General features: G+C 51.3%; 19 protein-coding genes. 3 read left to right on the top strand and 16 right to left on the bottom strand.

The window, feature by feature from the left end:
* Positions 1-36: 36 nt before the first annotated feature.
* From LG202_RS06930 to LG202_RS06940, 3 genes are read right to left on the bottom strand one after another with little or no spacing between them, the layout of a single operon-like run.
* Complete coding sequence (locus LG202_RS06930) at positions 37-633, bottom strand: hypothetical protein (RefSeq protein WP_230347660.1); 597 nt, start codon at positions 631-633, stop codon at positions 37-39.
* 1 nt (position 634) lies between these two features.
* Positions 635-1,141 (bottom strand): type II toxin-antitoxin system YhaV family toxin, encoded by a 507-nt coding sequence (locus tag LG202_RS06935; protein ID WP_230347661.1) that lies wholly within the window; start codon positions 1,139-1,141, stop codon positions 635-637.
* Positions 1,138-1,467: a type II toxin-antitoxin system PrlF family antitoxin gene (locus LG202_RS06940; RefSeq protein ID WP_230347662.1), complete on the bottom strand. Its 330-nt coding sequence runs from the start codon at positions 1,465-1,467 to the stop codon at positions 1,138-1,140. Before LG202_RS06940 ends, LG202_RS06935 begins: the two co-directional genes overlap by 4 nt.
* Positions 1,468-1,686: 219 nt before the next feature.
* On the opposite strand from LG202_RS06940, the gene LG202_RS06945 reads away from it, so the two are divergent.
* The gene (locus LG202_RS06945) at positions 1,687-2,061 is read left to right on the top strand and encodes a hypothetical protein (protein WP_230347663.1); all 375 of its coding nucleotides are present in this window, start codon (positions 1,687-1,689) and stop codon (positions 2,059-2,061) included.
* A 77-nt stretch (positions 2,062-2,138) separates the two neighbouring features.
* Here the strand turns inward: LG202_RS06945 and LG202_RS06950 are convergent, their stop codons facing one another.
* Both LG202_RS06950 and LG202_RS06955 read right to left on the bottom strand, forming a co-directional pair.
* Entirely contained in the window at positions 2,139-2,831 is a 693-nt protein-coding gene (locus tag LG202_RS06950; protein WP_230347664.1) for a DUF2490 domain-containing protein, read from the bottom strand.
* A 65-nt stretch (positions 2,832-2,896) separates the two neighbouring features.
* Positions 2,897-3,367, bottom strand: a complete 471-nt coding sequence (locus LG202_RS06955) for a protein YgfX (RefSeq protein WP_230347665.1) — start codon at positions 3,365-3,367, stop codon at positions 2,897-2,899.
* 14 nt (positions 3,368-3,381) lie between these two features.
* Between LG202_RS06955 and ygfZ the strand changes: the two genes are divergently transcribed.
* Entirely contained in the window at positions 3,382-4,386 is a 1,005-nt protein-coding gene (gene ygfZ, locus LG202_RS06960) for a CAF17-like 4Fe-4S cluster assembly/insertion protein YgfZ (RefSeq protein ID WP_230347666.1), read from the top strand.
* Between the two features lie 69 nt (positions 4,387-4,455).
* Positions 4,456-4,815, top strand: coding sequence for a DUF3147 family protein (locus LG202_RS06965; protein ID WP_230347667.1), 360 nt, complete (start codon positions 4,456-4,458; stop codon positions 4,813-4,815).
* Between the two features lie 33 nt (positions 4,816-4,848).
* Here LG202_RS06965 and LG202_RS06970 read toward each other — a convergent pair whose 3' ends face one another.
* The 11 genes from LG202_RS06970 to glyA form a co-directional block, all read right to left on the bottom strand.
* Complete coding sequence (locus tag LG202_RS06970; protein WP_230347668.1) at positions 4,849-6,297, bottom strand: sensor domain-containing diguanylate cyclase; 1,449 nt, start codon at positions 6,295-6,297, stop codon at positions 4,849-4,851.
* Positions 6,298-6,311: 14 nt separating this feature from the next.
* Complete coding sequence (gene ftsB, locus LG202_RS06975; protein ID WP_230347669.1) at positions 6,312-6,638, bottom strand: cell division protein FtsB; 327 nt, start codon at positions 6,636-6,638, stop codon at positions 6,312-6,314.
* On the bottom strand, positions 6,635-7,918 hold the full coding sequence (gene eno, locus LG202_RS06980) for a phosphopyruvate hydratase (protein ID WP_230347670.1): 1,284 nt from the start codon (positions 7,916-7,918) through the stop codon (positions 6,635-6,637). The genes ftsB and eno overlap by 4 nt, the downstream gene beginning before the upstream one ends.
* Before the next feature lie 39 nt (positions 7,919-7,957).
* Positions 7,958-8,797, bottom strand: coding sequence for a 3-deoxy-8-phosphooctulonate synthase (gene kdsA, locus LG202_RS06985; protein WP_230347671.1), 840 nt, complete (start codon positions 8,795-8,797; stop codon positions 7,958-7,960).
* A gap of 2 nt (positions 8,798-8,799) precedes the next feature.
* The gene (locus LG202_RS06990; protein WP_230347672.1) at positions 8,800-10,437 is read right to left on the bottom strand and encodes a CTP synthase; all 1,638 of its coding nucleotides are present in this window, start codon (positions 10,435-10,437) and stop codon (positions 8,800-8,802) included.
* A 180-nt stretch (positions 10,438-10,617) separates the two neighbouring features.
* The gene (locus tag LG202_RS06995; RefSeq protein ID WP_230347673.1) at positions 10,618-12,078 is read right to left on the bottom strand and encodes an NAD(P)H-hydrate dehydratase; all 1,461 of its coding nucleotides are present in this window, start codon (positions 12,076-12,078) and stop codon (positions 10,618-10,620) included.
* Between the two features lie 29 nt (positions 12,079-12,107).
* Positions 12,108-13,211, bottom strand: coding sequence for an S-methyl-5-thioribose-1-phosphate isomerase (mtnA, locus tag LG202_RS07000; RefSeq protein ID WP_230347674.1), 1,104 nt, complete (start codon positions 13,209-13,211; stop codon positions 12,108-12,110).
* 601 nt (positions 13,212-13,812) lie between these two features.
* A complete protein-coding gene (locus LG202_RS07005; RefSeq protein WP_230347675.1) occupies positions 13,813-14,613 on the bottom strand; it encodes a TatD family hydrolase in 801 nt (266 codons plus the stop codon).
* 10 nt (positions 14,614-14,623) lie between these two features.
* Positions 14,624-15,748 carry a bifunctional diaminohydroxyphosphoribosylaminopyrimidine deaminase/5-amino-6-(5-phosphoribosylamino)uracil reductase RibD gene (gene ribD, locus LG202_RS07010; protein WP_230347676.1) on the bottom strand — a complete coding sequence of 375 codons (1,125 nt, stop codon included), beginning with the start codon at positions 15,746-15,748 and terminating at the stop codon, positions 14,624-14,626.
* Positions 15,749-15,886: 138 nt separating this feature from the next.
* Entirely contained in the window at positions 15,887-16,333 is a 447-nt protein-coding gene (gene nrdR, locus LG202_RS07015) for a transcriptional regulator NrdR (RefSeq protein WP_230347677.1), read from the bottom strand.
* A gap of 82 nt (positions 16,334-16,415) precedes the next feature.
* Positions 16,416-17,663 (bottom strand): serine hydroxymethyltransferase, encoded by a 1,248-nt coding sequence (gene glyA / locus LG202_RS07020; protein WP_230347678.1) that lies wholly within the window; start codon positions 17,661-17,663, stop codon positions 16,416-16,418.
* Positions 17,664-17,871 lie beyond the last annotated feature (208 nt).

Below are 17,871 nucleotides of genomic sequence, written 5' to 3' on the forward strand. Positions count from 1 at the left end.
GTTTATTTTCCAACTCTCATGTTATTGAGTTAGCTACTACAATAATTCCTTATTTTTCATCGTCAGGTAGAACTCTTGCATCCTTTCCATATGCCCCCAAACATCTGGATCTACCACTCCTAAAAACTCTTCATTTAACTCATCTATTAATAGTTCAATAGAGTTGCGTATTTCCACAACAAACAGATCATTCCCAATTGTTGAGCTATAGTGAATTTCAGCCTCATCCCACTCAATAAATAGAGGAAATAACACTTGATCCGCATCAAAGGAATAACGAAGCAACACATTGAACGACTTTAATTTTTCAGTAAGAGTCTCATAAATTTCTCGACTGTGCATCCAGCTAGCCATTTTCGCTAATTTCTCAATATCATGGCCAGCTTTTCGTATAGCCTTATATACAACTTTTGGGTCATCACTTTCCCTTGTCATTGCAACATGCGCTTTCAACACACATTCACAAGCCATAAGTAAGTCTATAAAACTTTTTATTCTTCCAGACTTATGAAGCATTTCTTCTCGTAACAAGTCGAATCTTTTAACAAAGTCTCGCGCATCTTGGGTATACGACTCTGCGATTGTTCTGACAATTGAATTAGGTAACATTTTCAAAGAGTCTTGATTGTTCATATTATGGCGCAATACTGGCAGCTAACTGCTGCAAGCGTAACGCTTCAGCCTTAGCCTCTAACAGCAACTGTTTCCAGTCATCAGGAGGATGCCCACTTTCCAGCATCTTACGGAATACCCGATAAGCATCGTCACCACTTTCGTAAGCACGTTTGGTGTCTTCGTCATTCACCCATGCAAACACGATCACCTTGCTTGACGCGTGGTAGCGGAAGAATAAGCGGTACTGCTGGAAGAATTTGGCACGGAACCAGTGTTTGTGTTCATCACCCAAGGTATTGCCTTGTCGATATTCTGCCCGTGTTGTGTCTTGCGGAATGATATCGAATGCGAGTTTGGTAATGGCCGCCAGGCGCTTGCTGGCATTTTTCTTGATGTATCCGACCGGGTCCTTGTGCTTGTGCGACTCTACCTGCTGGGTCAAGATTTCAAGTTGTGCCAGAAACAGAGGGTGTGCGAACACTGTCCAGCCGTGAATGACCAAGAGCGCAGGCCTGCTCTCGCTCATTCATCGTCCGTAGACAAGGAGGCATTGAGATCAACGTCGATACCAGCAGTCAGTGATTGCAGGCGCTGCACGAAACTGGCATCAATGGCGTGAAGATGCTCTGGGTGATTGGCGATATCGCGGGCAAGAAAGCTGAGAAACTGACCAAGCGCAGGGTCATCATTCTCATTAGCTTCAGCACGTGTCAGCACCACCTCACCGCTGGGGCGGATCGAATAATGGATTTTGTCGCGTTTTCCTAGTTGTAATACACGGCGCACAGTTTCTGGCACCGTAGTCTGGTAACGGTCAGTCAGTGTAGATTCAACTTCAAGGGTAGCACTCATGTGGCTCTCCATATTCATTGGTGAACACCAATCATCATAATGCAAGTGCATTACCATGTAAATGCACTTGCATTACCTCCATCTCAATATTGCTACAAGTTCTGCACAAGCATAATTTTGGCAAGCATTGCGCTCACTTTATTTGATAGACAACGATACAACAGCAATAAGCTCATCAATACATTACAATCCCAAGCCTATCTATCGCCAGGAAATAGTATGAAGTTGTTTGCCATTGCTTTTTCAGCATGCTTGTTGGTATTTCTCAATCCAGTGCACGCAAGCCCTTATACCGATAAGAAAACATTCGAGGACGCTGCCAAGCAGGATATGCTCAAGGGACAGTCCAACCGCGATAGCGTCCAGTTTCAAGGTTTGCTTGTGACGGAGTTTGAGGACAGCCAGAATCTGTGTGGTGAGGTAAAACAACCAGATGAGCCAGAATGGAAGCGCTTCATCAAGATTTTTGATAAGGATACCGAGCGTTTTGAATCGGTGTGGATAGAGCCTAGCGACACTTCATATGAGGTTGAAGAGTTCAAGCGAAACCAGTTTGATTACTACTGGGATCGCCGCTGTTCCAGCATCAGGTAATCAAACACAGCAGCTCATTATTACAAGCCCTCATCATGAGGGCTTTGTTTTTCGGCATACCTGTGCGCAATATCCTGTTAGAAATTAATACCGAGAGTAGTCGCGAGTACGTGATTATCACGATTGACAGTTTGGGTATGGATGAATTGATTGAGATAGCCAGCCTCTATGCTAGAAGTCTGGTTGAATTTCCAGTTCAGCCCGACAAACAGACGGTTTTGGTCAAACCCGCGCGCACTGCTCCATTCGGTTTGATTGAGGTTGATAAACAGCTCATCGGAAGCAATCAAGGCAAGATGATGCTCACTCGATAATGGGGTGCTGGCCTTGACCATTTGCCGCAGCCGGTATCCCAGCCCATGATAGCCTTCACGATGGCGTTGCTCGATGCGGGTGCGGTTGGTAAATGTCACCTCGGAGACCGGGTCAAATTGATACTGGAATTGCTGCCACAAGCGATATTCGTGAGACGGTGATTTACCTGCGGAATGCCGGACAATATTGTCATGCCCTAGCCAGATACTGGTTTTTGGATTGACCTTGTAAAACACGGATGGCCGCAGATACAACTGGTCCAGATGACCGCCCTCATCCCGCCAGCGCGGGTTAGTGTCCATGCTCCAGTGCAAATGCTCCACAGGCAAATCACCTTGCATGTGAACATTGAACCAGATAGCCCCATCTTCCTCTACTCCAGCGGCATGTCCAGTTTGTGTAGCCAACACTGACCATAAGGCCAGCAGCCATTTACAACGCGCGATGACAGTCATGCAAACTCCAATAAAATACCTTGCTCAGATCAATTGATAACTGGCTTGGTTCCCTTGCAAGGTCATCACACCTCATCAGAGGCTTCTCGTCGCCAACGTAACCAGACGCGCAAACGTCGAAACTCATCCGGATCAACGGCATCCGACGTAATCAGACAGGTGGCTTTGCCATGTTCCAGCTTGAGATTTAATACGGTCAGCTTGGCTGTGACCAAGCTACTATACTGCACTTGTGCCGCATGCCGCGTGCCATTGCGTATGGTCAGCCACAACTTTCCATCGCGAGTCAGCTCAATGATTAATGGTGATATAGGATGCATTTGCCAAGCATCACGCCGGATATGCCACATAGTGACAGCGCTAATGCTCAATATCGCCATGAGCTTGATCCACCACGCCCAAGGCAGCAGGGCAATCGCCACTGCCGCCATCAACCCGATGAGTGCAAACAGGATGGCAAGCACGCATGAAGGCCCGAGAATCAAGGTAACCGGCTTCACGTTATAATGGTGCGAAGTTTTGTGTAGTTTATTCATTCAAAGGATGATTCATGAATCCATGGCAGCAATTCCTGACCGAGCAAGGTGCAACAGTGCAGGATGACATTATTCACTTCCCCGGCCAGGCCAAGGCTGACGACAGCATCATCGTTGATTTATCGCATTATGGCTTGTTGTCGCTGGAGGGAGAAGATGCCGTCACCTTCCTGCAAGGCCAGGTGACCAATGATGTAAAAAAGCTGGATGGCAGCACCAGCCATTATTCAGGCTATTGCTCACCTAAAGGTCGTTTGCTGTCATTGTTCTTTGCATTTGCTCATGATGGAAAACTATTTCTGCAATTTGATCGTGGACTGATTGCTGCCATTGCCAAGCGCTTGCGCATGTATGTGTTGCGCTCCAAGGTCGTGATTACCGACTTGAGTGAGGAAACAGTGCGTATTGGTGTAGCAGGCAACCAGGCAGAGGCTGCACTCAAGACAAAGTTTTCCAGTATCCCAGAAGCTGAACGCTCCCTTGTGCATGAAGACGGCATTATCCTCATCCGCCTTCCCGGCGCACTGCCCCGCTATGAACTGATTAGCCCAACCTCCCAGGCAAATGAACTTTGGCTGACATTAAGTCAGCACTTGATGCCTGCAAACAAAGCGGATTGGGATTGGCGCGAAATCCAGGCAGGCATTCCCGAGATTGTGGCAGCGACACAAGAGGCCTTTGTGCCGCAAATGGTCAACCTGGATATTCTTGACGGAATCAACTTCAAGAAGGGCTGCTACACCGGACAGGAGATCGTCGCCCGCACGCATTATCTGGGCAAGGTCAAGCGCCGCACCCAGCTTGTCCATATTGAGAGCGAGCTTGCGCCGGCAGCGGGAGATGAAGTGCTGGATGCCAGCGGCAGCGTTGCAGGTCAGATTGTCCGCAGCGCACGCCATCCTGACGGTGGGTACGACGTGCTGGCAGAATTACGGCTGGAAAGTGTAGAGGCCGGTAATTTGAGCTGGCAAGGCCAAGCACTGGAAATACGCACCTTGCCTTATTCACTGGAAAAATAAAGCAAGAAATTAACCCCTGGCAGGCCGGGCTGGTTTGCAAGTGATATTTTCCCTTCAGAAGCAAGTAGCATGGGGTGGTTGATCACTAAATATTTGCTGACAGCAGGTGTCGTCGTGCTGGTGTCGGAAGTTGCCCGGCGCAGCGACAAGCTGGGAGCCCTGCTGGCAGCGCTGCCATTAGTCACGCTGCTTGTATTGATCTGGCTACATCTTGAATCTCAGGCAGAAAGCAAGATCGCCAATCACGCCTGGTATACCTTCTGGTACGTCATCCCCACCTTGCCGATGTTCCTGGCATTCCCTTGGCTATTACCACGACTGGGTTTCTGGCTGTCTATCCTGGCAGGGATTGCCATTACCTTGCTAAGCTTTGGCCTATTGGCACTGCTGTTGCGTCAGTTCGGCATTGAATTGTTGCCTTGGGCATAGTCATAGCAACTGACCATGATGCACTTACAATTATCAGGTGCGACTGACACTTACTTGATTACGTCCAGCCATCTTGGCGGCATACATCGCCTGGTCAGCACGTTCTAATACTGGTTCAAGCTTTTCCCCAGCGCGAGCCACAGCGACGCCCAGGCTCGCAGTCATTGATATCTGTGTGCCTTTGTAGTCAACCAGCTCATGCTCGATGGCACTACGTATCTTCTCGGCCAACAGCATGGCGTTGTGCTCATCGCAATCCTTCATCACAATGAGGAACTCTTCCCCACCCCAGCGGCAAACAAAATCAGCGGCGCGGGTATTGGCTTTGATCGTACGTGCCATCTGGGTCAGGACATGGTCACCGCCCAGATGTCCCAACCTGTCATTAATGGACTTGAAATGATCGACGTCGAGGACAATGAATGCCAGGGTGCTACGCGCACGCTCGTTCTCGTTAAGGAAGACATTAATCACGACGTCGAAAGCACGACGGTTAGGCAAGCTGGTCAAGGTATCTGTGGTAGCCATCTTTTCCAGCTTATCTTGATATCTGCGTAGCGCTACGTGGGTCAATGTCACCACAATCGCAGTGATCACCAAGCATAGTAAAAGATTGATATGCAATGCCTGGCGGATGTCACTAGTGGCCTCTTGCTCATCCTGCCCCACAAATAAGTACCAGTGCAATTCAGGGATATAGCGCACATTGACTAGCTGTTGGGTCTCGGCATCCTCATATTGAAAGCTGCCTCCATGATTGCCCTCTTTTGCCAGCACTTGCTGGAAAATTCCAGCCAACCCCGGCTTTTTATGCATACTATGCCCGACAGCATGTTGCTTGCTGCCTGATAGGCGAATAACGCCATCTGGATCGACAAAATAGACATCCCGTTTGAATCTCTCCTGGTAATGGCTGATGAGCTTTTGCACCGAATCTACGGTCAGCCCAACCCCAACTGCCCCCAGATATTGACCTGCATAATCTTGTACCCGGTAATTGATGAAAATAGTTAAGGCATCGGCATGGGCCATATCCTTATCTACATTAATCTCATAGGGGTTCTGCATCTCGCGCACACGGTAATACCAGACATCCCGCTCCTCACCAGGCTTGACCTGTTTAAGGATGCCTTTGCCGTAGTAATAATTGCTAGTGCGATCAGAGACAAGGAAGGTAACGAAGGCACCATATTGTGTCTGTACTTCCTGCAAGTAACGACTGATCTTGTCTACCTCTGCCTCACCATCAAGCACCCAATCCCGCAGGAAAGTATCTGAAGCCATCATGGACGATATAAAAATCGGCCTGATCAGGTCTTTCTGGATCTCAGAATAGATATTGTCAGAGCTTAGAGGCAGTGTGCTATCAACAATGGCATTGTGGATAGACAAGCGTGATACATGGTAACTAACCAGTGAAGTGGCAATAAAGCCGGTTGCCAGAATGGCAATAATGAGGAAGATCAGCTTATGTCTGCTCATAACAGCAGGACAGCTTACTCATGTTGACCAGTTGTCGGCGCAACTGGCTGTGGTGTTGGGCTAGAGGGTATCTGGTCTATCACTTGATAGAACACTTCATCCTGCTTGATCATGCCCAGTTCACTTCGTGCCCGCTCCTCAATCGCAGTATTACCCTGCTTGAGGTCGCGCACTTCAGCATCCAAGGTATCGTTGCGCAGCTTCAACTCGGCATTGCTGCTCTTCTGCGCAACGATTTTCTGGTTTAAATCCCAGACCCTCAGCCAGCTACCTTTACCCAGCCACAGCGGATACTGTAGCAAGGCAATCAAGGCCACAAAGATGAGGGTGAGGAGTTTCACTTCAGGTTATAGAACGCTTCTTTGCCTGCATAGCTGGTGGCATCGCCCAACTCTTCCTCAATGCGCAGCAACTGGTTGTACTTGGCAATACGCTCGGAACGTGACAAGGAGCCAGTCTTGATCTGCAAGGCATTGGTTGCCACGGAGATATCAGCAATAGTGGTGTCTTCTGTCTCACCGGAGCGATGCGAAATCACTGCAGTATAGCCAGCGCGCTTGGCAGTCTCGATGGTAGTGAAAGTCTCAGTCAAGGTACCGATCTGGTTCACCTTAATCAGCACGGAGTTACCCACACCCTTCTGGATACCTTCGCGCAGGATCTTGGCATTGGTCACGAACAGATCGTCACCCACCAGCTGTACCTTCTTGCCCAGGCGGTCAGTCAACAGCTTCCAGCCATCCCAGTCGTGCTCGGACATCCCATCTTCAATGCTGACGATGGGATACTTGTCTACCCAGGTCGCCAGGTAGTCGGTGAACTGCGCGGAAGTCAGTTGCAGGCCTTCGGATTCCAGGTGATAGAGGCCATCCTTGTAGAACTCGGAACTGGCGCAATCCAGTCCCAGCAGGATGTCGCGACCTGGCTCGTAGCCAGCGGCAGTAATCGCTTGCAGGATGTATTGAATCGCAGCTTCGTTGGATGGCAGATCAGGTGCAAAGCCACCTTCGTCACCCACGGTGGTTGCCAGGCCTTCGTTGTGAAGGATTTTCTTCAAGGCGTGGAATACTTCGGCACCTGCACGCAGGGCTTCACGGAAAGTCGGCAGGCCAGCAGGAATGATCATGAACTCTTGCATGTCCACGCTGTTTTCAGCGTGTGCGCCACCGTTGATGATGTTCATCATTGGGGTAGGCAGTTGCATGAAACCAGAACCACCCAGGTAGCGGTACAACGGCAAGCCGGATTCTTCTGCAGCAGCGCGAGCGCATGCCATGGAAACAGCCAGGATCGCATTGGCGCCCAGGCGGCTCTTGTTCTCTGTACCGTCGAGATCGATCAAGGTCTGGTCGATGAAGCTCTGCTCTTCCACGTCCAGGCCAATAATAGCTTCGGTGATTTCAGTGTTGACGTTTTCAACAGCCTGCAACACGCCCTTGCCCAGGTAACGTGCAGCATCGCCATCACGCAACTCAACGGCTTCCTTGGTACCAGTAGAAGCACCGGAAGGCACGGCAGCACGGCCAATCACGCCGGATTCGAGCAGGACATCTACCTCAACAGTGGGATTACCGCGGGAATCAATAATCTCGCGGGCAATAATATCAACAATTGCACTCATGCTTTATTTCCTCAGTTTGAATTTGGATTTTGTGCCGGCTTACAGCGTATGCTCAATAAAGCCGGCTTTTTTCACCACACGGTCGAGGTCGACCAACACTTCCAGCAAAGCCTTCATCCTGGGCAGAGGCCAGGCATTGGGGCCATCGGACAAAGCCTTGGCAGGGTCAGGATGAGTTTCCATGAATACCCCTGCCACACCGCTTGCCACGGCTGCACGTGCCAACACGGGCACGAACTCGCGCTGGCCGCCACTCTTGTCCCCTTGGCCACCAGGTTGCTGGACTGAATGCGTGGCATCGAATACCACCGGGCAATTCGTCTCGCGCATAATGGCGAGTCCACGCATATCAGAGACTAAAGTATTGTACCCAAAAGAAGCACCGCGCTCGCACACCATGATGGTATCTGCGCCGCCATTAGCTTCTTTTGCCTTTTGCACTACCTGTTTCATGTCGCCGGGTGCCAAGAACTGGCCCTTCTTGATGTTCACCGGCTTGCCAGACTTGGCACAAGCAGTGATGAAATCAGTCTGGCGGCAGAGAAATGCCGGGGTTTGCAGCACATCCACCACGGCCGCCACATGCGGCACCTGATCTTCAGTATGCACATCCGTCAGGATGGGCACACCGATCTGGCGACGCACTTCATCCAGTATCTTCAGGCCCTCATCCATGCCAAAACCACGGAAGGTCTTGTTAGAGCTGCGATTGGCCTTATCGTATGAAGACTTGTAAATGAAGTTAATGCCCAAGGCAGTTGTCAGCTCTTTTAACTGGCCTGCGGTCTCGATCGCCATTTCCTGCGATTCAATCACACATGGGCCAGCAATCAGGAACAAGGGTTGGTCTATGCCCACCTCAAAACCGCAAAGTTGCATGATTAAGCCTTTCTCGCTGCCTGATTGGTCAGGGCAGCCTCAATATAGGCATTAAACAGCGGATGCCCGGTACGTGGGTTGGAGGTGAACTCGGGGTGGAACTGGCAAGCCACGAACCATGGATGCACGTTGCCTGGCAACTCCACCATCTCACATAGTTGTTCAGTGGGCGTACGTGCGGACACAATCAGGCCAGCTTTTTCCAGCTGATCAACATAGTTGTTGTTGACTTCATAACGGTGACGGTGACGCTCGTTCACTTCTGCACCGTAAATAGCAAATGCCTTGGTATCCGGCACAATAGGACACTTTTGTGCGCCCAAGCGCATGGTGCCACCCAGGTCAGAATCTTCACTGCGCTGCTCGACTTTGCCGTCTGCACCCTTCCACTCGGTAATCAAGCCAACCAACGGATGCGGGGACTTGGGATCAAACTCGGTACTGTTGGCATCCTTGAGTTTGGCGACATTACGCGCGAACTCGATCACGGCCAACTGCATGCCCAGGCAGATACCCAGGTACGGGGTCTTGCTCTCGCGTGCATAACGAATTGCAGCAATCTTGCCTTCGGTACCACGCTTGCCGAAACCGCCCGGCACCAGGATGGCATCCATCTTTTCAAGTTCAGCAGTGCCTTGCTTTTCCACATCCTCAGAATCGATATAGTGGATATTCACCTTGGACTCATTATGAATACCAGCGTGAATCAGGGCTTCGGTGAGTGACTTATAGGACTCGGTCAGATCAACATACTTGCCGACAAAAGCAATATTGACTTCGTGCTTGGGGTTCTTAAGCGTGTGGACGATACGGTTCCAGCTCGATAAATCTGCAGCACGCGCCAGCAGGTTCAGCTTGTGGCAGACGATTTCGTCCAGCATCTGCTCATGCAACATGCGGGGAATACTATAGATAGTGTCAGCATCCATCACCGAAATCACCGCTTCATGCGGCACATTGGTGAACAAGGCGATCTTGCGCTTTTCGTCTTCTGGAATGGCGCGATCAGCACGACAAAGCAGGATATCCGGCTGGATACCAATCTCACGCAACTCCTTCACGGAGTGCTGGGTAGGCTTGGTCTTGAGTTCGCCAGCGGTGGGAATCCATGGCAACAGCGTCAGGTGCATGAAACAGGTGTTATTACGGCCCTCTTCAATGCCCATCTGGCGGATAGCTTCAAGAAAAGGCAGGGACTCGATGTCACCCACGGTGCCGCCAACCTCAACGATGGCAACATCAGCGCCTTCTGCGCCACGCTTGACGTGGGCCTTGATCTCATCAGTAATGTGCGGAATAACCTGTACGGTCTTGCCCAGGTATTCACCGCGACGCTCTTTCTTGATCACGGTTTCATAAATCTGGCCGGTAGTAAAATTATTGCGCTTGCCCATGCGTGCGCTGATGAAGCGCTCATAGTGCCCAAGATCCAGGTCAGTCTCGGCACCGTCATCGGTGACGAACACTTCGCCATGCTGGAACGGGCTCATGGTGCCTGGGTCGACGTTGATATAGGGGTCAAGCTTGAGCATGGTCACCTTGATGCCACGCGATTCGAGAATTGCGCCTAAGCTGGCGGCTGCAATGCCTTTACCTAAAGAGGAAACAACCCCGCCGGTAACGAATACAAATTTGGTCATGGAATAAAAACTTTGGACATTGCGGACGGGGCTAGATTTTACTGCAAACGCCTATTACCCACAAATGGGAAATCCGCGCAACACAGTGGCAATTCAAGCCTTGTGATTAATATTCAACCAGTAAGGCCACACTCTTGCATGATTGCTTAACAAGCAATCATGCCTAGCGACTGCCTGCCTTCATTCTCGGCCATATACCCACTCATTGAGCAACGCCCGTGCAGACATCCCCACCTCACTGGCTGTTAAGCCGATGGGGCCTGTGCCACGCTCAAGCAACGCATCAGCAGCAGCGCCATGCAAATAGACGCCCAGCAGCACAGCCTGCTCCATGGGCATTGCCTGCGCAAGCAATGCAGCAATGATGCCGCACAAGGTATCGCCCATGCCCGCGCTTGCCATCCCGGGGTTGCCACTCTGGTTGATAAACCAGCGACCGTCAGGCAAGGCAATGATGCTGCCACAGCCCTTGAGCACGATGATAGCTTGATAGCTGTGCGCCAACTTCAATGCACTAGCGATACGGTCAGCCTGCACCTCAGCATTACTGCAAGCAAGCAAAGTTGCCGCCTCGCCAGGGTGCGGCGTAAGCACAGTGCTGCCCGGCGCACGTTGCCGCAGCCTGATGTGGAGTTCAGGGTGATCAGCCAGCAGGTTGAGGGCATCCGCATCCAGCACCATCGGCATGAGCTGCGGCAGTACCTCATGCAACGTCGCCAGCGCTGCACTTGAATTCCCCAAGCCGGGGCCAATCACCAACACACTGGATAGCGCGGGCACAGATGCAACATCACGCAACATCAGTTCGGCCTGTGTTGTATCCAGCGCCAGAGGTTGCTGTGAAAGCAAGCCACAATAGACGCGCCCCGCACCCAATAGCAGCGCCGCCCTGGAAGCGAGGATGGCCGCACCCACCATATATTCAGCACCACCAATCACCCCCACGCTACCATGGCTACCCTTGTGGCTGTTGCGCCTGCGTGTACGAGGCAAGGCTGGCGGCTGATCAATCAATACACCTGCAGCATCAGCATGCCCAGTATCCAAACCCAATGTATCCAGATGCACTTCCCCGACATGATCCGGGCCATCCAGGGTAAACAAGCCGGGTTTGAGGCCGATGAAACTCAAGGTATGGCTGGCATGAATAGCGGCACCCAGCACACGCCCCGTTGTCATGCATAAGCCACTGGGAATATCGAGGGCAAGCACTGGCAGTCCCAGCGTGTTCACTTGCTCAATCAGTGCACGATAGCGGCTGTCCAACGGGCGCGATAAACCAATACCAAACAATCCATCGATGACCAACTGCCAATGGCCATGTGCGGGCATCTCAGCGCATAACTCACCACCTGCAGCCAACCAGTCATCATAGGCAGCGGCGGCATTGGGAGGCAGGGTTTCCCGTTGGCCGGTAAACACCACCGTCACTTGATGCCAGGCCGCCTTGAGATGACGTGCCGCCACCAGCGCATCACCGCCATTATTCCCTGGCCCGGCCAACACCAGTACGCTGTACTCATGTGACTGCAATAGCCTACCTGCCAAGCCAGCAGCTGCAAGGCCGGCTTTTTCCATCAGACTTTCTGCAAGATGTTGCTGCTCGATTTCCCGCAGTTGCGCTAGGTCATATAGATGCATGGGCTGGTTTTACCTGAAATCAAATCGGCTTAAATTGGATCAATACGCTGCAGCATATCGTGCAAATCTTTGGGCGCATAGCAACCATGCTCGGTGATAATAGAGGTCACCAGCCTGGCAGGTGTGACATCAAACGCAGGGTTGGCGGCCGCACTGCCCTCGGGTGTTACGCGAACATACTCCACCGTACCCGCAGAGGTGAGACCAGCCATCATATGCACTTCATCTGCTGGGCGCTCCTCGATCGGGATATCCCTGATGGCATCTTCAAGCTGCCTGTCTATTGTTGGCGTAGGCACCGCCACGAAAAATGGCACTTGATTATCTGCCGCAGCCAATGCCTTAAGATATGTGCCTATCTTATTGCACACATCGCCTACCCTGCTCACACGATCTGCACCGACAATGACACAGTCCACCTGTCCACGCTGCATCAAGTGGCCACCAGCGTTATCGCAAATCACCGTGTAGGGCACGCCGTGCTGCTGCAACTCCCAGGCGGTCAGGCTGGCACCCTGGTTGCGCGGGCGGGTTTCATCCACCCACACATGAATATCCATACCCGCATCAAAAGCGGCATAAATCGGGGCCAACGCTGTCCCCCAATCCACCGTTGCCAACCAACCCGCATTGCAGTGGGTCAGAATATTCAAGCGCCCGGGCTTATCTGCTGCCAGGGCTTGCAACATGGCCAGTCCATGCTGGGCGATAGACTGATTGATACGCACATCTTCATCTGCTATCCGTGCGGCCTCTAGCCAAGCATGTTCACAGCGCAGGGCCTCCGGTATGGCCAACAGCTCGCGCATCATGCGATCCACTGCCCAGCGCAAATTGACTGCTGTCGGGCGGCTTGCCAGTAAGCTGCTAGCAGCCACCTGCAAAGCCTCATCAGTGGCAGATTGCTGACTGGCGAGTGCCATACCATAAGCCGCGGCCGCACCGATCAAGGGAGCCCCGCGCACCTGCATCCTGCGGATAGCATCGGCCATCTGTTGCACGGAGTTCAGTGTCAATATCTGCCATGCATGCGGCAAGGCTGTCTGGTCAATAATGGCGACATGGTAATGCCCGGGCAGCGCTTCATCACTCACTGGCCAGATAGTGCGAAATAATTGTTGACCTATCTTCATTTTTCTACTTGGAAACAAGAAATATTACTATCCACAAAATCTGTGGATAATTTTGTGGATAGCTGTGACTTAAAAGTGTAACCATTGTAATTACAAGGGGTTATACGCATTGCTCATTTTTTACACCAAAACACAACTCATTGATTTATATATAAAAAATATATGTACTTGGATTTATTGATATTCTCATGAAAAGTTTAAGTAATACTTGAGCTTGTGTGCACAACTTGACAAAGAACACGACCCAGATCCCACAATCAGCACAGGATGAATGAACAATTCATGGCAATCTGAGAAGCACGCAGAAAATTCCACTTCATACTTTTCACCACGACATCTTTCATGCATGGACTGACTCAATTGCAAACGTCCCTTATCGCCTCCAACCTCAGGTAATGCGTCGAAAATATCCTGAATCAGCTATTTGCTGAGCTATCCACAAAATCTGTGGATAATTGTGTGGATAGCTGTGACTTAAAAGTGTAACTTCCCAATTTATAATGCTTTTTTTTGATCGCACAAAAAATGAACTTATTTTTTATTACTTTAAAATCATGAACTTAATTCAAGTCATTGGATTGTTAACATTTTTTAACATCGCTTAAAGTATCACTTGAGGTGATGTGCATAACCGAGCAAGGTTCGGCAAAATGTCAAGCGCATTTTTTGTGGTTGAATGGATGATTGATTCAACCGGCTCTTGCCTGATCTCTGCCAGCACTTCGGCAATACGCACCAACTGATCTGGCTGGTTACGTCCTTGATGTCCCAACCATGATGGCGGGATGTCTGGCGCATCGGTTTCGAGAACAATGGACTCCAATGGCAGCACTTTAGCCAAGTGGCGTATCTTGAGTGCCCGCTCATATGTCATTGCACCGCCGAACCCGAGCTTAAACCCCAGCTTGATAAACTCCTGCGCCTGTTGCAGGCTACCATTGAAGGCATGGGCAATACCACGCACTTTAAAGCGCCGCACCTGTTTCAGCACTTGGTCCACCGAGCGCCTGACATGCAACAGCACTGGCAAGTCATATTCCCGCGCGAGCTTGAGCTGCTCAATAAAGAAAAACTCCTGACGTTCTCTATCATAATGCTCGATGAAAAAATCCAGGCCTATCTCCCCGACAGCCACTATCTCGTGACGGCATCGCTGAATTTCCTCAGCCAAAATGGCTACATCCTGCGGTTGGGATTGATCAACAAATAATGGATGTATGCCCAGAGCCATGGCACACCCCTGATACTGCGCAGCCAGCGCTTGCACTGACGAAAAATTGCGACGAAAGACAGCAGGTACCACGATAATCCCAACGCCTGCTGCCCAAGCAGCTTGTGCAACAGCTGCACGATCATGGTCAAACTCGGGAGCATCCAGGTGGCAATGGGTATCGATCAGCATTATTCCTCGGCTACATCACGGGCTTGGCGCGTATAAACCAATCCACACCCACCTGGCGAGAATCCAGTGTTTGTAATTGGATTTTCTGCTGCATGCTTTGCAACTCGGCCATCGCGAACATATTGCGGGCATCACCACCGAGCAGTATCGGCGCGTAATACAACAGCAATTCATCCACCAGCCCAGCATTTAACAGGCCGCCATTCAATACCGCCCCGGCCTCAACCATGACGTCATTAATCTGGCGCTGTGCCAGGCCATGCAGCATTGCGGCCAGATCAACTCGACCACCCTCACCAGGTAAAGCCAATAACTCAACCCCAGCGTCCTGCAAGGCTCGCTCCCGCTCGGGCAGGCTCACTGCATGCACGACCACTACTCGACCAGCCTGCAAGATGGCTGCTGTTGGTGGCATGCGTAATTGACTATCGACAATAATGCGCCATGGCTGCACGCCGTGCCGCTTTTGCAACAGATCGGTATCGCGAACAGTAAGTAGCGGATCATCCGCCAGTATGGTGCCCACACCAGTGAGTATCGCGCAAGACTGCGCACGCCATTGCTGCACATGCTGGCGAGCGTCGGGGCCAGTAATCCATTTGCTTTCCCCATTATTGAGGCCAGTCTTGCCATCCAGGCTGGCGGCAATCTTGCTGCGTACCCAGGGACGTTGCCTGGTCATGCGTGAGATAAACCCAGTATTTAATGCTTTGGCTTCATGCTCCAATAAGCCGGAAGCGACTTCAATACCATGTTCAGCCAACCGCCTCAGGCCATTGCCTGCCACCAACGGATTAGGGTCTTGTATGGCGGCAACCACACGCTTGACGCCCGCTTTTACCAACGCATCAGCACATGGCGGCGTACGCCCGAAGTGACTACACGGCTCCAAAGTTACGTATACATCAGCACCTGCTGCATACTCCCCAGCCATCCTGAGCGCATGCACCTCTGCATGCGGCTCCCCGGCCTTCAGATGCGCGCCATAGCCCACGATGTTGCCATCCTTGACGATCACGCAACCAACGCGCGGATTGGGGCTGGTGCCATATAAGCCCTTGGCTGCCTCACGCAAGGCAAGACTCATATATTGATAGTCAGCAGCAGAAAAAACAGGTGGGGTATTGATGATCATGATGGCCTCATGATAATAGCTGGCAAGGCCAAGAGACAAGACACGTGCCATCGCTATGAGTCAAAGCGGGTGATAAAAAGAAAAACGGCAGTACTCCGGCAACAAAATAATAAAGCCGACAACTGTCGGCTTTATTAATCAATCTAGGTCGCGGATGACGTTACTGAAATCGCCAACATCCTGAAAGCTTCGATAAATGGATGCAAACCGGATATAGGCGACTTTATCCATGGCTTTCAACTCCTGCATCACCATCTCACCAAGATCACGCGCAATAATTTCACGCTCTCCCTTGGCAAGGATTTTCTGGATAATGCGCTCCAAGGCATGATCTACATATTCGGTAGGCACTGGGCGTTTATGCAAGGGACGAGTAAAAGACAGGCGCAATTTGTCGCGATTGAACTCCTCGCGATTACCGTTCTGCTTGACCACCTGGGGCAAATGCAACTCTGCAGTTTCATAAGTGGTAAACCGCTTATCGCAAGCATTGCAACGGCGGCGGCGGCGAATGGAGTCACCTTCCTCGTTGACACGGGAATCGATCACTTGCGTATCGTCGGCACCGCAAAAGGGGCACTTCATGGCGTCACTTAAATCCCTAGGCTTGCAAAGAAGAGGTGAAAACCGCGCACTAGCAGCAAGCCAGTGCGCAAGTCATCAAGAGTTAAGCGCCGTAAACCGGGAAGCGTGAAGTCAAGGCATGCACCTTGGCCTTGGTCGCGGCAATCACGGATTCATCCGTCGGATTATCCAGAATATCGGCAATCAAGTTAGCCACTTCGGCAGCTTCTGCCTCTTTGAAACCACGCGTAGTGATGGCAGGCGAACCAATGCGGATGCCAGAAGTCACGAATGGGCTTTCTGGATCATTCGGAATCGCGTTCTTGTTCACGGTGATGTGTGCCTGGCCAAGATAGGCATCAGCAGCCTTGCCCGTCAGTCCCTTGGGACGCAAGTCAACCAGGAACACATGCGACTGTGTACCACCGGAGATAATACGCAAGCCACGTGCAGCCAGGGTCTTGGCCATGGTGTCGGCATTCTTCAGCACTTGCTCTTGGTAAGTCTTGAACTCAGGTTGCGCAGCTTCCAGGAAAGCCACCGCCTTACCAGCAATCACGTGCATGAGCGGACCACCCTGCAGGCTAGGGAATACGCTGGAATTCAGCGACTTCTCAAACTCTGCCTTGGCCATAATCAAGCCGCCACGCGGGCCGCGTAAGGTCTTGTGGGTAGTGGAAGTCACGAAATCCGCATGTGGCACTGGATTAGGGTAAACACCAGCAGCGATCAAGCCTGCATAGTGAGCCATATCCACCATGAAATAAGCGCCGACCTTCTTGGCGATTTCCGCCATGCGCGCCCAATCAAAACGCAGCGCATAAGCAGAAGCACCACCAATCAGCAGCTTGGGCTTGGTTTCCAGCGCAATACGCTCCATTTCGTCGTAATCAATCTCTTCCTTGTCATTGAGGCCGTAAGCCACAATATTGAACAACTTGCCGGAGAGGTTGGCTGGCGAACCATGGGTCAAGTGACCACCATGACCCAAGTTCATGCCCATGACGGTGTCACCAGGTTTAAGAATGGAGAAATACACGGCCTGATTCGCCTGGGAACCAGAATGTGGCTGGACGTTGGCATATTCAGCACCGAAGAGCTTTTTCAGGCGATCAATCGCCAGTTGCTCAATTTCGTCAACAAACTCACAGCCACCATAGAAGCGCTTGCCTGGGTAACCTTCTGCATACTTGTTGGTCAGTTGCGAACCCTGCGCCTGCATCACTGCAGGGCTGGTGTAATTTTCGGAGGCAATCAGTTCAATGTGTTCGTCCTGGCGATGACGCTCAGCTTCCACATACTTCCACAGATCGGGATCAACAACGCTCAGGTTTTTGGCCGTGCTAAACATGTTCTATATCTCGGGTATAAAAATGAATAAGCCGGATTTTAACATGTTCACCGCGCAACAGCTTTGAAACAGATTCACAGCGGATGAAAATGATTCATCATGCCCAGCAGTCAGCCACACTCCCCCGTGCTGACGCATCTGGTTTTCAAGGCGCTGTGCGGGCCTGATGTGACTAAGGGCCTTTTTCTCTCGCTCAGGTATAATTCAC

The sequence above is a fragment of the Methylobacillus methanolivorans genome (assembly GCF_054588515.1).

Bases quoted from the DNA above. Each gene is read 5' to 3' on its own strand.
- kdsA (WP_230347671.1), bottom strand. From the start codon at position 8,797: ATGCAACTTTGCGGTTTTGAGGTGGGCATAGACCAACCCTTGTTCCTG.
- ribD (WP_230347676.1), bottom strand. From the start codon at position 15,748: ATGATCATCAATACCCCACCTGTTTTTTCTGCTGCTGACTATCAATAT.
- LG202_RS06930 (WP_230347660.1), bottom strand. From the start codon at position 633: ATGAACAATCAAGACTCTTTGAAAATGTTACCTAATTCAATTGTCAGA.
- eno (WP_230347670.1), bottom strand. From the start codon at position 7,918: ATGAGTGCAATTGTTGATATTATTGCCCGCGAGATTATTGATTCCCGC.
- LG202_RS06940 (WP_230347662.1), bottom strand. From the start codon at position 1,467: ATGAGTGCTACCCTTGAAGTTGAATCTACACTGACTGACCGTTACCAG.
- LG202_RS06970 (WP_230347668.1), bottom strand. From the start codon at position 6,297: ATGAGCAGACATAAGCTGATCTTCCTCATTATTGCCATTCTGGCAACC.
- LG202_RS07005 (WP_230347675.1), bottom strand. From the start codon at position 14,613: ATGCTGATCGATACCCATTGCCACCTGGATGCTCCCGAGTTTGACCAT.
- LG202_RS06965 (WP_230347667.1), top strand. From the start codon at position 4,456: ATGGGGTGGTTGATCACTAAATATTTGCTGACAGCAGGTGTCGTCGTG.
- LG202_RS06945 (WP_230347663.1), top strand. From the start codon at position 1,687: ATGAAGTTGTTTGCCATTGCTTTTTCAGCATGCTTGTTGGTATTTCTC.
- nrdR (WP_230347677.1), bottom strand. From the start codon at position 16,333: ATGAAGTGCCCCTTTTGCGGTGCCGACGATACGCAAGTGATCGATTCC.
- LG202_RS06990 (WP_230347672.1), bottom strand. From the start codon at position 10,437: ATGACCAAATTTGTATTCGTTACCGGCGGGGTTGTTTCCTCTTTAGGT.
- LG202_RS06935 (WP_230347661.1), bottom strand. From the start codon at position 1,141: ATGAGCGAGAGCAGGCCTGCGCTCTTGGTCATTCACGGCTGGACAGTG.
- LG202_RS06950 (WP_230347664.1), bottom strand. From the start codon at position 2,831: ATGACTGTCATCGCGCGTTGTAAATGGCTGCTGGCCTTATGGTCAGTG.
- LG202_RS06955 (WP_230347665.1), bottom strand. From the start codon at position 3,367: ATGAATAAACTACACAAAACTTCGCACCATTATAACGTGAAGCCGGTT.
- glyA (WP_230347678.1), bottom strand. From the start codon at position 17,663: ATGTTTAGCACGGCCAAAAACCTGAGCGTTGTTGATCCCGATCTGTGG.
- LG202_RS06995 (WP_230347673.1), bottom strand. From the start codon at position 12,078: ATGCATCTATATGACCTAGCGCAACTGCGGGAAATCGAGCAGCAACAT.
- mtnA (WP_230347674.1), bottom strand. From the start codon at position 13,211: ATGAAGATAGGTCAACAATTATTTCGCACTATCTGGCCAGTGAGTGAT.
- ygfZ (WP_230347666.1), top strand. From the start codon at position 3,382: ATGAATCCATGGCAGCAATTCCTGACCGAGCAAGGTGCAACAGTGCAG.